Here is a 13,395-nt window from a genome sequence, read left to right as displayed (position 1 = left end):
ATTCCGCTAGGAATCTTCCGTTCTTTTTTCATATCCCACTATTTTTGAACTAGAACCAACAATAGTGAATTAGAATAATGACTTAATACTTGCTAGGACAGTAAGTATACCTATAACAATGACAAATACATTGCTCACTTTCCCTTTGTATTTAGCTAGTACTGGTACTTTACGGATCGCATACATTGGCAATAGACATAAGATAGCAGCAACTAACGGACCGCTAAGGGCATCAATGAGTCCAAGAATACTTGGATTTGCATAAGCAACATACCAGCATGTTAATACGACAAAAGCAAGGATCATTGTCTTAACTGTTTTTTCTTCTATATTTTTTCCGCGTGTTTTACTGAACTTGATAACCATGTCACGCATTACCTCATATGCTCCTATATAATGGCCAAGGAAGGACTTTGTTATGGCCATAAAAGCAATGATAGGAGCTGCAATAGTGATTAGAGGCGAATTAAGCTCATTAGCAAGATATGATAGGATTGACAAGTTCTCTTTTTTTGCCATTATAAGATCATTTGGGGTCAAACTCAAGCTACTGCTCCAAACAAAGAACATAACAACAGCGAATGTCATGATATAACAAACTTTTTGTATTTGAGCACATTTGGCATCAGTAGCTTCTATTCCATAGGTAGCTCTCTGTTTCATAACAAATGACGAAATAAGAGGAGAATGATTAAACGAGAATACTATAATTGGTAGTATCATCCATATCGTTCCGAAATATCCCGTTCCTGTTGAAGCCGTAGAAACACTTGAAAAACTAAGCATTGACGTATTCCACTGTGGAATCAAAGATATTGCGATAAAAAGTAGAGAAGCTATGAAAGGATATACTAGCATGCTCATTATCTTTACAGTGATATCTTGACCAAAATTTAGTATAGCTATAAGACCGAGTACTAATACAAGCGATAAAATGGCCCTTGGAGGCTCCTTCATGTGCAATTGATTCACGATAAAACTACTTGCAGTATTTGTAAGTGCAACCGAATACATCAGCACGATAGTATAAATTGAGACGAAATATACTATGTTAAAAATTATACCTGCCTTATTTCCGAAATACTCTCTTATTGTACCTGTAATCCCCTCATCAGCAGAATTAGAAGCGTATATCATTTTAGCAAGCGCCCTATGTGAGTAATACATAACAGGATATGCAAGTATGGTAATTAGCAGTAATGATAATAAACCACCTGAACCTGCATTAATAGGTAAAAAGAGTACTCCTGCTCCAATTGCTGTTCCAAAAAGGCTCAATGCCCAGGTAGTATCTTGTTTATGCCACTTTTTAGGGTCTGGATATTTCTCATTTTTTACTTCAGTATTTTCAGCTTGAAATTCTATTTTTTTTGCAGTATTCCCATTCATATAATAATTCCTCCTTGTACCCTATCTTACGCTCTTTTAAGGCTTAGGAAAATAGACCATTCTTGAAAAATGAATTGCTTACAAGGTGCGCCACATTGCGTGTCCTTCTTCTAAGTTGATCATAATCGAAAAATTCGCTAGGCATCAACCCGATGGAATTGTTAGCGTTTACAAATCATTTTGATTGTATAATGGTATATTTTAGTGATGATGGCTCACAATATACAGACATCCTTAGGAGAACAATAGAGAATAGAATTGTTAACTATTTCTGAATATTTCTAATAACTGTTTATTCCTTTAATTGTTTCTCTCCAAAAATTTACTTTTAATGGCAATTCCTGTAGGTGTGGCCGCAATTCCGCCTAAACCTGTCTCTCTTAATTCGCGAGGCATCTGTCTTCCAACTCTATACATCGCTTCAATAACTTCGTCAGCATTGATGATATTGTTTACGCCGGCTAATGCGATGTCCGCTGCTACTAAAGCATTTGCCGTTCCAACGGCGTTTCTCTTTACACAAGGAATTTCTACCAAACCAGCGACTGGATCACAAACTAAACCGAGTAAATTTTGTAATGCGGTTGAGAAAGCTTCAGAAGATTGCTGTGGCGTTCCTCCGGCAGCTTCTACCGCTGACGCAGCCGCCATTGCTGAGGCACTGCCTACTTCAGCTTGACATCCTCCGTACGCTCCGGAGATACAAGCATTATTTGCGACTATCATTCCAAATAAAGATGAAGTGAATAGAAAATGGACCATATCTTCATGACTTAACTGCAACGTATCTTTAATACTAAATAGGACTCCCGGGATCGTCCCACTCGCACCTGCTGTTGGAGTTGCACAAATAGCCCCTAATGAAGCATTTACCTCATTAACACCGATAGCACTTTGAACCCCTGACACCATCAAATCTCCAGAAAGAGTTTTTCCATTTTCTCGATATTTTTTTATTTTAACAGCATCACCTCCGGTTAAACCGGTCGGAGAAAATACCCCGTCGCCCTCGATACTATTATTTATGGAATTTTCCATAGCCGCTAAATTTTTTTCCATTTTACTCCAAACTTCTTCATAAGAGGCTTTAGTTTGTTCGATTTCCTGTTCGATTGCTAATTCATAAATTGGCTTTTGCCTTTTATTAGCTGCATCTACAATTTCTTTTATGGTCATATACATATTTAATCACCTCTTAATGTAACTAAAGGATAATGATATTAGCTATGCTGCTTAAACTTCCCAATTCCTTCTGAACATCACCAGGCAATAGCGAATCCAAAGCGAATGCATATAAATATTTTCCGTTTTCTTCTAAACTATGAAAGTTGTTAATTTCCACATCATATTGTTTAAAGATCCTGCGTAAGACAAATTTAAAGTCAGCTCTTTCGGAAATCGCAATAATAACTGGCAATGGCCCCTGCAGATCTATGCTAAATCCGTCAATTTCAACATGTTTGACTTCAATTAATCCGCCGCCGACCGAAATGCCCATCGTTCTAATACTTCGACTTTCATCCTCTAAATATACGTCTGCCGTATTTGGATGACCAGTAGGACTATCACCTGCTTTTTCAATAAAGGTAATGTCAATTTCTTTAGATTCTGCTATTTTAATAGCGTCTGGTACTTTGCTGTCATCGGCAGCAAATCCTAATATCCCAGCAATAATTGCAAAATCAGTTCCGTGTCCTTTATGGGTTTCAGCAAATGACTCATAATAGCTTACCACTACTTTTCTTGGAATACCTTGAAATAATTTACTGGCAACTGTTCCAATAGCTAAAGCACCTGCAGTATGTGAACTTGAAGGACCTATCATTACCGGCCCAATCACATCAAAACAACTTTTGTATTTAACAACCTCTTTTTCTTTAATAGGTATTACATTCATGTTCATATAAGCACCCCCATAATTTATTATTCCTCAACTTTCAAAGCTTCTTACGGTTTATTTGACAGTTGGTTTAGCTTTCCAGTAACCATCTTGAAGGTTCTGGGAATCCTGCCGGCATTTTCTTCTCGATATACTTTACCAGGAACGCCACTAGATACCCGGCGACAAAACCGGGCAGCATGCCCATTCCGGCACAAGCGGCTCCCATCATCAGGGAATATACGGGTGAAACGCCCACGGCCAACGTAACGAGGGCGCGGCAGCAACTCCACCCATACTGCCTGCGGCGTCACCGATTTCGCCTAAGAACGGGATTTCGACCAGATCTCCGCCGACATACTTCTGGAAGGCTTCTACCAGGAAGGCGGCGCATGCGGCACCAGCAAGGGCGCCCATAGCCTTCATGCCTTTTGGAGCTTTGTAGCTGAATAATGTAAAGAAGAAGAGAACTAAAAGCAGCAACGCCATTCCTTGAATAGTTTGCATGAGCAATTTCCTCCCTAAACTATCGATTCATGTATGCGCTTTCTTTTTTTGTTGATTAGAAAATTAGTCTTCCCCTTGATTGTTGTTATAATTTCTTAAATGCAAGTAAACCGTGTGCTTTGATATCTTAAGCGCATTGGAAACGATAGCCACGGAATCGCGCATTTGAAAGACGCCGCGTTCTAAGAGCAGCCTGATAATTTCTTTATTCCGATTATGATGCGGGATCTCTTGGGAATCGTCGACCTCGTGAATCGTCGTTTCTATGGTGTTCTTCAGCAGATCCTCCACTGAGTTAGCGAAATTCTCTTTCACATTGTTTTCAGGGGATAGGAGTTGATTCGGCGAAAAGATGTTAAGAAAGTTTGACAGGGAACCGTCAAGATTCATGTTGATGCACAACAAAGCGATAATTTTATTATCCTTACCCCGAATAGCGATGGTGCTGGACTTCATTAGCTGGCCGTTCTTGCCGCGGGTGAAGTAGCTTTTGGATTGTTTAGCGCCTGAATTCTCAAGCTCCTTAAGCATACGTAAGGCCAAGTCGGTAATAGGAGCGCCTATCTTTCTTCCGGAGTGGTGACCGTTGGCGATTACGACTGCGGACTGATTATAATCGTGCAAGCTGTGCAGAACGACTTCGCATTCCGGTCCTAAGTAGTCCGCAATGCCATAGACCAGAGCTTCATAAGACTTTATAATCAGGTGATCCTCGTCTGTAAAAGATAAGTATGACATCGTATAAGGATTACCTCCCTCCTTGGATAATAACCTGAAAGTTGAGTTAATCAAATTTAGTTAACTCAATCAACTCGTCGTAATTGTATACAAAAAAGTTGATTCCTGCAAGAGGCTTCACAACACTGTCAATATCTTTTTATCTTTCCTGCAAAAAGCCTTGGGAACCCCTAAACTTATATATTCTTTAATGTCAAAAAAACAAGACATACAGCTCATGCCATATGCCCTGTTCTCAGCCGCTTGATGCGGCTGCGGGTTTACCGCGTTGTAGTATGGCTGATTCACCGGCTGATTGTAGGCTCCGTATCCGCCGCTGAACTGCATGGATTGCATGGGCTGCTCAAGCTGTCTCCAAATTTGCAAAAAGTTGGCGATTCATCTGTCATTCGGGATATCACCTGCCAGTTGGGGACACCGCAGTGTCGTTCCAAGCAACGTCATCGTGTGGTGATGTTTCGGGTACTACCAGAGTGAGGACTGCGAGGGATGCCCGCTCAAACCTTCTTGTACCAAGACGGCCGGCAACCGCAAAATCCAGATCAGTCTACCGTACTTCCAGTATAAACAGAAGATGAGGGCAACACTGTCCAGTGAAGAAGGATACCGCTTGGCGGTTCAGCCTATGCACGAGCCGGAAAGTGTATTTGGACAGCTGAACAACAACCGGGGATTCCGGCGATTCCTGCTCGCGGCCTTGCGAAAGTAAGCCAGGAGGTCGGGTGGCTTTCCTTGCCCACAATCTGCTGAAAAAGCATAAAGTGGACGAAAAAAACAACCGAACCCGACAAGGATGACCTCCTTGCCCGGTTCGGTTCTCGATTTTTCATTTAGGAGACTGTCCTTATGTAATGAAAAAGCTGCTTTTGAGACAGCCCCTCTCTGTTTTGGTTAGTTCATTAACGATGTTTTCTTCACTAAGCGCTTGGATATTGTTTTTCGATAATAAATCAGTCTTTACTTCTATATTAGAATTTGGCCCTGATACTAGCAACGAACCATGGGGCTGGACCGCAGCCGTAAACACGTATGCCTTTCCCTTTTGTGGCAGGAAGTCATCATTATATAAAAGATATGTGCTCTTATCTTCACTCAGGCCCCCGGATTTTTGAATAAGAATGGAAACATCTTTCTGTAGGTCACCTTTTACATTATCAAGCACTTTAATCGAATAATTTGTATATGGACTTGTCACTTCTCTAGTTCCATCTTTCGTTTCTATGGTGGGGCTATCTACATTATATCAAATGAAGCATGTAAATAACTGGTCGGTTTCTCGCCAGACTTCGTTATATTCTTGTCTACCGTATGACTTGAACAACCAGAAGCCAGCATTGTAATCATAGTGAAAAGTGACAAGAAAATAAAATTTTTCTTCATGTTAATTATCATTGGCTGAACCTCCGTTTTCCTCTTCCTTCATCCAAAAAAAATTAGAAAAATATAGAATTTCAAGAAACATTCTTACATATTTTTCGTCTATATTATGGTAAATCAACTTGCAAAGGAGCTTATACATGTTAAAAAAATTCGGTTTAGCTATATTGATTCTATGTACCAGCGTTACCGTTTCGGGAACGGGGTTGGCTGCTCCCAGCAGTGCAACAGCCATTGAAGTTTCTAAAACACCGCTGGATTACAACGTTGCTCGGCCCCTAAGCGATGGTGCTTTTCATGATGGCTTATTAGCCGCTGAAACATCCGCTGGAAATCTTGTGTTTTACAATACCAAAGGGGAAAAGGCTTTCTCTCTCCCCGCCGAGCTGAAACCTATTGGTGATTTTCATGAGCAGCGGGCCGTTGTGAAAAATACAAAAACCAATCTCTATGGGTATATTAATACCAAAGGGACACTGGTCATTCCTTGCCAATATACCGAAGCTAATTCGTTTAGCGAAGGAAAGGCCAAGATCACCATAGCCTCAACCAAAGAAAATGTCCTCATTGATCGTACAGGAACAATCCTTATTCCATTGAAAGAAAACTATGGATCAGAATATCTATTTACGGACGGCCTGGCGCTTGCCTACGCCCCTAATACAGGCAAGATCGGTTTTGTTAATGCTTCCGGTCAATTAGCGATCCCCTATAAATACAAATATAGTCGGAGTTTTTCGGATGGCTTGGCTATTGTTCAGAATAGCAAAGGACTGTACGGATATATAAATACCACAGGAAAGGAAGTTATTCCTCTTCAATATAAATCTGGAGGAGACTTTTCGGAGGGGCTGGCTCCTGTACAAAATGCCCAAGGAAAATGGGGCTTCATCAATAAACAGGGAAAAGTCGTTATTCCCTTTAAATTTACCGATGCGCAGGATTTCAGTGAAGGCTTGGCGAGTGTGAAAAATGCGAAAAATGAGGTCGGCTTTATTGATAAAAGCGGAACTTTGGTCATTAAATATCAACAAAAATATGACATCACGTTCCCATTCAAGGAAGGCTTGGCTTTAGTGGGTAAACAGGCACATTCATCGGTCTCAGACGGAAAATTCGGTTACATCAATCGTCAAGGCCAATTGCTGACCAAGCTTGAGTATAAGGCGGAATCCTCCTCCTTCTCCAATGGCTATGCTGTTGCTTTTATCAAGCCAGGTAAAGCGTTCATTGTATCCAAACATTCCGTTTCAAACTAAAAAGACGACCCCGGAAGCAGACGAATGGATCTCCCTCCGGGGTCAATACGTTATTTCCTTGGAATCATTAGTCGTGTGTGTAGAATTTTACTCCAGGCAGATCTGCCGCCACCCACGAGTAGTTAATCGTATTGCTATTGTAATTTTTGGTTCCCGCCTGAGCAATTTGTACCTCTTTTAAAATCGTGATCGATGACCCCTTCGGTCTGACAACGACGACGTGGCCATGCCCTTCCTCTTTTCTGATCCCGATGGTAGGATATCCGAGATTCGCTCTTTTTTGGGCATTCTGAAAGGTTACGGAGTACCATCCCTGCGTATTGTTATTGGATAAAGCATCCGCCATTTGATTGGCTAAGCCACTCGGTAAGTCAGCCGACATAGCTGACATCACATCCTGAGCAAAAATATTACACTTTGTTCCACCTACAGGTGAATACTTTTTGTTCGTTTCTACCCTAAAACCGTCAATTACGGATGCGTAAGTGCTTGCACTTCTAGCCATTGAAATTCCCCCTGAATATAAGTTGTAGAGAAAATGATGGAGTCGCTTGAACATCTGAATGGCTCCACATTCAATGATGTTGTCCTCAATTCCTCTCAACTATTAGAGTGATTTCGGGCTTCATTTAACAACGTAATATATGAAAAGCAATCCAATATACAAAAAAGTAATTAGTTGAAAAGTATATATCATTTATCCATAATATGGTATAATATCTTTCGGAATGGCCTTATATTTTAGCATCGGATTGTCCCAAGAAATATCCTTATAGATAGCTATCTAACGGAATACATAAAATGTTATGTTAAAGGGGTTGTTACACTTGGAACCTACAACCACGATACGCGCAGAACTGGAAAACTTCATGAAACAGAACGAGTTAAACATTACCCAGTTTGGTCTGGTGGCAGACATAAACCCAGGCACAGTAAGCGGGATCGTAACGGGCAACGTACACTTTCCGTTCAGCAGTTAGATCAAATTACAGCTCCTAAAGCTGGTTTTTTAATTTTTAGAATAGATATCCTCATGCACTTTCACTTTTCCCATAAATACACATGGCATCCTAAAATAAGTATCACCTAAGGAGGGTGTATGATGGGAAGTGAAGAAACTTTGCAACAACGATTGGAGAAAAATCGACAGCGGCTCTATGATTTGCAAGCGAAATATGGACTAGAGCATATCTATGTACTCCGTCAATCTATGGTCTTGGACGAGCTGATCAATCAATATAATCGGATATACTATGCAAAATTAAAAAAGCCGATTGCTGCGAAGGCAATCGACCGGGCGAGAAACTTGTGGTGGGTCACTCGCCCTTTTATTGTAACATACATGCCAAATAATCCGACTGCCAGCTTTATCGTTTATTTTTGAGTTCATTCATACAGCGAATACAGATCCAAGCATTCTTAAAGTATGTAAGGTCCTGAAGTTCGCCACATAAAGTGCAGACTTCCCCCGTGCATTGTCGCATGATCAAACCACTCTCCGTCACCCAAAATTCCATGGCTGTATGCTTGCCAATCCCCAGACGCTTCCTTATATCTACAGGGATGACAATCCGACCTAGGCTATCTAAGTCCCTGACCAATCCTACTCGATCCAAAAGAAAACCTCCTTATTTCAAAAATATCAGTATATCAAAAATAGGCATAAATGCTTTGAATAAGGAAATATTTATCAACACATGGCGTGAACTGGAAAAAGAGCTGCGTTCGACATGGAGAAAATAAAACGCCTTGCCAGGAAAGAAGTTCCCCAGCAAAGCGCATTCGTTACTCGAATCTGATCTGACTCGGTTGTTGATCATTTTCTAAAATGATAGTGGCTTCCTTCTTATGGATTTCAAAAACATCCAGCGTCTTACTGATAGCAGATAGAATTTCATCATCCCCCGGAACGAAGCCTTACCAAAAATGGTTCCTTACCTCATCTATCGAATACTTCTCTCGTTAATCATCACTTAACTGAAGGCTTTCTTTACTGATTACGGTTGGAACGATCAGCTCAGGAGTAGCCTGCTTAGCCTGTGTACAATAGTCCGCAGCTCCCACCATCAGAGCGATGCCGATAAATAGCACGATCCAATTACGATTCCTTTTCATCATCTGTACCCCTCATTCTTCACTCCGCCCGTTCAGCCACTTGAACCAGTGGAGCAAATGACTGAACCGATACTCATGCTGGGAAGCATACGTCCATACTTCCGGCTCTTCACCGGACTCCTTCCAGACGAGCATGGAAAAGTGACCCTCCTCCTCATTGGCAACCGACAGCAGCGAAAGACGATCATCGCCGAATCGGTAAGGAGCCGATTCCACCCAGTAATTCCGCATATCGCTGATCCAGCTGCGAAATTGCTCTGTACCTGCGATCCGCAGAATTTCATCAGGCAGGAGCAGATGCTCGTCGATGTCCTTCCAGTCGCCCGCATAGCGATACCGCGCTGCCAGCAGCGGACTGAGCGGCCGGGTTTTACCAGGAGATAACATAGGCATGCTGGCGACGGGAACGACCGGACCGATGCTCTGGATCGCATAGGAGTCAGCCTCCGCCTCACTCATTCCGTAGGACAAAGCCTCCATGATAAATTGGTTCCGTCGTGTACCAAACTGATACCGATACTGTGTCATTTCATCCTGTAACTCCAATACCATCCCTTGTAATGCATCTGTTCCGATCATTCTCAAGCACCTCTCATTCCAAAATATATTCCTGCAGCTCCTGCTGCGCTCGATACTTAGCCCAATTGAACGCAGGCCAGGCCGTTTCCTCCCTTGTCATGCTCATCAAACGCCCTTGTAGGAACTCATCCATCGCTCCGTGCTCCTTACGGCTAAATTCGATCAATAACGGAATGGCATCCGCCGATAATCCACTCAAATATTCCTTATCGATCACCGATGTCGTGCGATACCGTTCGAGATTATTTTCGGCAATACGTACATCAATCCCCACATAGTTCACGACGACATAAGCCACCAGCGCAAGTACAATATAATATTTCGCCAACGTTAGCTGGCGGATATGAATGCGAACGGCTGCAATGAGCAGCAGCAAGCCCAGAAAAATCATAAACGCGTGTACCAGATAACGGGTGTACGTATAGCCGTATGCTTCTTCGTACATCACCAACCGGGTATATCCCGAATAGAGCATCACACCCGAGCAGCCAACGAGTATATACAGCAGACCGCTGTTGATTTTTTGCAATAAGCTTGAGCTGAATTCAGTCCACTTCAACACACTGATCATCAGCACAAAATTGATACCTGTTACCATAACCAGCTCCCCGAATCCCCTTCTTGCATATTCTGCATACGAGGTTCCTTCGGGTAAAGCGCCTTCCCATGCACCAAACAAATACCCAAACTGCAGCACCACAAACACAACATACACCAGATTCATGACGATCAGCACGGTAGCCGTGATCACCGGATCAAACTTGATTGCTACCGACTCGTGATAAGGTACTGTTGATGGCTGAACTTCCCTCTCTGTTTGACGTGGGGCAGACTGTACGAATCCCCACAAATAACAGAAGAAACAGAAGGTAAAAAAGCAGGTCCAGATCAGCCGCAGCATCCCACTTCCCAAGGACCACATGCCAATCCATGCAGGTATGCCGGATAATAGCTCCTCAAATATCCCATCTGCCGAAGCCAGCAGGGATACAATGATGAACAACAACGGCAAGGCGATGAGCAAACCGATGATCACTTTGCCCAATACACGCTTACGCTCATCCTTAACATTCCGAAGGGCTGCTCTCTTGAACATACGAAACGGAGTCACGATATGGCGCAGATTTTGATAAAACCAATGGCTTAACGCCTGACCGATAATGCCGGGCTCCGACCAGCCATGCTTCTTCTCTCCCAGCAGCAGCACCATATGTACACTAATCAGAGCTGGTATAGCCAGTGCATTTAGCACATATAGAACCGGGTTATCGAACAGTGCGTACGTCAATGCCAGCATGATAATGGTGACAGACAGCAAACGCCCTATCCATGAGCCCAGCTGGATGCGATCTCGATTGAAGACATACATATAGGCGTAAAACATAATGACAAAAATAGGCATAGACACGCCCAGCCCATGTCCGTAAAACAGATATTGATGAACCAACGCCAACACAATTGCGGCCGCAAAGGCGGACAAAAACGACGGTTCCGGCAAAGACGTTCCACTCATCTTGTCATGCATGGTAAATACCTCCACAAATATGCTTTATAACCCTTATTGTAGATGATAAAATAAGAAGATAAAGAGAAATTAATCGGAACAAAATTTCCTATTTTATAAAAACAGGTGCGCTTTAAACATTTATAGAGGAAACGGAGCAACTATGAATGAAACTTCACGCCCAATTTTTGCAGCTTCACTCACACACCGCTGACGATAAAGATGAGAATCATACCGTGGAGATTACGTTGGATGAGCTGGCGGCTATTTTTGACTGCACCCATCGCAACGCCTTGATGATCGTCCAGAAAATGGAGCAGCATGACTGGATTCAATGGACTCCCCGCCGAGGCCGGGGCCGCCGCTCCAGCCTGCGCTTTCTGATTCAGCCGGAAGACATTGCCGTGCAGTCCATGATGCAAGCCATTGACCGCCATGACATTAAGCGTGCGCTGGATGAAATCCGGGCCCATTCACGCTCCTCCACGATGCAGGAGCATTTGCAGGGCTGGCTGCTGAATTACTTCGGACATCACGCGGAGGTTCGCAGCGATCAGCAGCAGATCGACACGCTGCGTCTGCCTATTCGCCAGCAGCTCTATACGCTGGACCCGCTGTATTTGAACTGGCTGGCCGAGTCCTTCGTATCCAGCCACGTCTTTGATGGGCTGGCCCGCCGGGCGAATGAAAGCGGCGAGATTTTGCCCGGGCTGGCGCATGCTTGGGAGGTCGATGCCACCCGTACACAGTGGACCTTTTTCCTGCGCAAAGAAGTGCTGTTTCATAACGGCAAAATATTAACCGCTGATGACGTCGTCTATACCTTTGAGCGACTGCGTCGCGCACCGGGAAGGAGACTGTACCATTTTATCGTCCGGCAAATTCAGCACGTACAGGCACTAAGTCCGACCATGGTACGCTTCGAGCTGAAGGAGCCGAACGAGCTGTTTCTATCCTTCCTGTGTACCAGCCGGGCTGCGATTGTGCCGCGTGAGCTGAATCAGGCGGGTGAGGCCGCCTTTGGCATCCGCCCTGTCGGTACAGGGGCGTTCAAGGTCACGGAGATGAATGAAAGCCTCTGCACCCTGGAGGCTTTTGCACCTTATTTTCAAGGCCGGGCTCATCTCGATCGAGTGGAAATCGTACAGCTCCCGTGGGCAGCCAAGCTGGAATCGTCGGATATGGAGGACACCGCTTCTTCTTTTCATATCATCCACAATCCCATATCGGCGGGAGGTACAGATGCCGCATGGAGCCAAATTCACTCAGCGGCCTCGGTATGCAAATTTATTACATGCAACACTCATAAGGATGGGCCGCTACGCAATCCGGACGTGCGCGCCCGAATCGTAGCATGCCTGGAGCAGCGCAGCCTTCCTCCCGAAGAGGTGGGGGCGCCTGACGATGCATATGAACCGCTGGCGGCGTTGCAAATTGCCACCATTCCCGAGTATAGAGCGGATGCAGACCGGGTCGCGGCCCAGCTCGAAGCCTGGGGGTATACCTGTAACATCGTAGCTGCATCCATGAATGAGTTTAAAAGCTCATCGATTCGCATGGAGTCGGATCTAATCATCTTCTCTCTATTTCGCGATCGTGATGAGCAATTGCGCTTGTTTGATCTGTATCTCAATGTGTCCGGCCATGTGGAGCCGCATAGCCGCGTCGATATCGAAAGACTACTGCGTGAAATTGCACGCGAGGCCGATCATACCATCAGGGCACGTCAATTTGAGCATATTGAAACACGGCTTATCCAGGAGCACCAGTTGCATATTTTATATGAAAAACCCGTTCAGACGGCCTATCTCCCCTCTGTGCGTGGCGTATCTTTTAATAGCCAGGGCTGGGTGGATCTGCGTCACGTCTGGTTTCCACCTGCTTTACCTCCATCATCCAAGCCCTGAGTCAAGCAGTCCATTCGAGTATAAAGGCACGAGCCAAAAAAGGTATCCTCTTTTTACAAGAGAATACCTTTTGGGATACCGCTATCTAGAGCTTTTCAAGCAGATGTATCAATAGATGAAAAGTTCCATCCCCCCAACCCA

Annotated in this window: 12 protein-coding genes and 4 pseudogenes; 6 read left to right on the top strand and 10 right to left on the bottom strand. The window is 43.9% G+C overall.

Going from position 1 to position 13,395, the window contains the following annotated elements:
* Positions 1-69: 69 nt before the first annotated feature.
* The 5 genes and pseudogenes from LCF57_RS20580 to LCF57_RS20560 all read right to left on the bottom strand — a co-directional run bounded on the left by LCF57_RS20580 (position 70) and on the right by LCF57_RS20560 (position 4,513).
* Positions 70-1,389, bottom strand: coding sequence for an amino acid permease (locus tag LCF57_RS20580; protein WP_226002358.1), 1,320 nt, complete (start codon positions 1,387-1,389; stop codon positions 70-72).
* A 292-nt stretch (positions 1,390-1,681) separates the two neighbouring features.
* Positions 1,682-2,571 (bottom strand): annotated as a pseudogene (gene sdaAA / locus LCF57_RS20575) (L-serine ammonia-lyase, iron-sulfur-dependent, subunit alpha).
* Between the two features lie 22 nt (positions 2,572-2,593).
* Complete coding sequence (locus LCF57_RS20570) at positions 2,594-3,292, bottom strand: serine dehydratase beta chain (RefSeq protein WP_226002357.1); 699 nt, start codon at positions 3,290-3,292, stop codon at positions 2,594-2,596.
* Between the two features lie 103 nt (positions 3,293-3,395).
* Positions 3,396-3,775: pseudogene (locus tag LCF57_RS20565) on the bottom strand (PTS sugar transporter subunit IIC); the annotation flags it as partial.
* A 63-nt stretch (positions 3,776-3,838) separates the two neighbouring features.
* On the bottom strand, positions 3,839-4,513 hold the full coding sequence (locus LCF57_RS20560; RefSeq protein ID WP_226002356.1) for a transcriptional regulator: 675 nt from the start codon (positions 4,511-4,513) through the stop codon (positions 3,839-3,841).
* 246 nt (positions 4,514-4,759) lie between these two features.
* On the opposite strand from LCF57_RS20560, the gene LCF57_RS20555 reads away from it, so the two are divergent.
* Positions 4,760-4,990, top strand: coding sequence for a hypothetical protein (locus tag LCF57_RS20555; RefSeq protein WP_226002608.1), 231 nt, complete (start codon positions 4,760-4,762; stop codon positions 4,988-4,990).
* A gap of 46 nt (positions 4,991-5,036) precedes the next feature.
* Positions 5,037-5,222: pseudogene (locus LCF57_RS20550) on the top strand (transposase); the annotation flags it as partial.
* Between the two features lie 135 nt (positions 5,223-5,357).
* Here the strand turns inward: LCF57_RS20550 and LCF57_RS20545 are convergent.
* Positions 5,358-5,675, bottom strand: a complete 318-nt coding sequence (locus tag LCF57_RS20545; protein WP_226002355.1) for a hypothetical protein — start codon at positions 5,673-5,675, stop codon at positions 5,358-5,360.
* A 355-nt stretch (positions 5,676-6,030) separates the two neighbouring features.
* Between LCF57_RS20545 and LCF57_RS20540 the strand changes: the two genes are divergently transcribed.
* A complete protein-coding gene (locus LCF57_RS20540; RefSeq protein ID WP_226002354.1) occupies positions 6,031-7,149 on the top strand; it encodes a WG repeat-containing protein in 1,119 nt (372 codons plus the stop codon).
* 67 nt (positions 7,150-7,216) lie between these two features.
* On the opposite strand, the gene LCF57_RS20535 is transcribed toward LCF57_RS20540, so the two are convergent.
* Positions 7,217-7,654 carry a hypothetical protein gene (locus LCF57_RS20535; protein ID WP_226002353.1) on the bottom strand — a complete coding sequence of 146 codons (438 nt, stop codon included), beginning with the start codon at positions 7,652-7,654 and terminating at the stop codon, positions 7,217-7,219.
* Positions 7,655-7,976: 322 nt separating this feature from the next.
* Between LCF57_RS20535 and LCF57_RS20530 the strand changes: the two genes are divergently transcribed.
* Both LCF57_RS20530 and LCF57_RS20525 read left to right on the top strand, forming a co-directional pair.
* A complete protein-coding gene (locus LCF57_RS20530; protein ID WP_318840738.1) occupies positions 7,977-8,129 on the top strand; it encodes a hypothetical protein in 153 nt (50 codons plus the stop codon).
* Between the two features lie 122 nt (positions 8,130-8,251).
* Positions 8,252-8,428: pseudogene (locus LCF57_RS20525) on the top strand (Spo0E family sporulation regulatory protein-aspartic acid phosphatase); the annotation flags it as partial.
* Between the two features lie 683 nt (positions 8,429-9,111).
* Here the strand turns inward: LCF57_RS20525 and LCF57_RS20520 are convergent.
* The 3 genes from LCF57_RS20520 to LCF57_RS20510 are packed head-to-tail and all read right to left on the bottom strand — an operon-like array spanning position 9,112 to position 11,368.
* Complete coding sequence (locus LCF57_RS20520) at positions 9,112-9,264, bottom strand: hypothetical protein (RefSeq protein WP_226002352.1); 153 nt, start codon at positions 9,262-9,264, stop codon at positions 9,112-9,114.
* Between the two features lie 12 nt (positions 9,265-9,276).
* A complete protein-coding gene (locus tag LCF57_RS20515) occupies positions 9,277-9,843 on the bottom strand; it encodes a hypothetical protein (protein WP_226002351.1) in 567 nt (188 codons plus the stop codon).
* A 13-nt stretch (positions 9,844-9,856) separates the two neighbouring features.
* A complete protein-coding gene (locus tag LCF57_RS20510; protein WP_226002350.1) occupies positions 9,857-11,368 on the bottom strand; it encodes a DUF4153 domain-containing protein in 1,512 nt (503 codons plus the stop codon).
* Between the two features lie 146 nt (positions 11,369-11,514).
* Here LCF57_RS20510 and LCF57_RS20505 point away from each other — a divergent pair, with 146 nt between their 5' ends.
* Positions 11,515-13,254, top strand: a complete 1,740-nt coding sequence (locus LCF57_RS20505) for an ABC transporter substrate-binding protein (RefSeq protein ID WP_226002349.1) — start codon at positions 11,515-11,517, stop codon at positions 13,252-13,254.
* Positions 13,255-13,395 lie beyond the last annotated feature (141 nt).

This window comes from Paenibacillus sp. BJ-4, assembly GCF_020404765.1.
Taxonomy (GTDB): domain Bacteria; phylum Bacillota; class Bacilli; order Paenibacillales; family Paenibacillaceae; genus Paenibacillus.
The sequence above is the reverse complement of the archived record's forward strand: the minus strand, read 5'-3'. Positions and strand labels throughout refer to the sequence as shown.

Coding starts and splice junctions, on each gene's coding strand:
- LCF57_RS20540 (WP_226002354.1), top strand. CDS start 6,031: ATGTTAAAAAAATTCGGTTTAGCTATATTGATTCTATGTACCAGCGTT.
- LCF57_RS20520 (WP_226002352.1), bottom strand. CDS start 9,264: ATGAAAAGGAATCGTAATTGGATCGTGCTATTTATCGGCATCGCTCTG.
- LCF57_RS20570 (WP_226002357.1), bottom strand. CDS start 3,292: ATGAACATGAATGTAATACCTATTAAAGAAAAAGAGGTTGTTAAATAC.
- LCF57_RS20510 (WP_226002350.1), bottom strand. CDS start 11,368: ATGCATGACAAGATGAGTGGAACGTCTTTGCCGGAACCGTCGTTTTTG.
- LCF57_RS20555 (WP_226002608.1), top strand. CDS start 4,760: ATGCGGCTGCGGGTTTACCGCGTTGTAGTATGGCTGATTCACCGGCTG.
- LCF57_RS20560 (WP_226002356.1), bottom strand. CDS start 4,513: ATGTCATACTTATCTTTTACAGACGAGGATCACCTGATTATAAAGTCT.
- LCF57_RS20580 (WP_226002358.1), bottom strand. CDS start 1,389: ATGAATGGGAATACTGCAAAAAAAATAGAATTTCAAGCTGAAAATACT.
- LCF57_RS20515 (WP_226002351.1), bottom strand. CDS start 9,843: ATGATCGGAACAGATGCATTACAAGGGATGGTATTGGAGTTACAGGAT.
- LCF57_RS20535 (WP_226002353.1), bottom strand. CDS start 7,654: ATGGCTAGAAGTGCAAGCACTTACGCATCCGTAATTGACGGTTTTAGG.
- LCF57_RS20505 (WP_226002349.1), top strand. CDS start 11,515: ATGAAACTTCACGCCCAATTTTTGCAGCTTCACTCACACACCGCTGAC.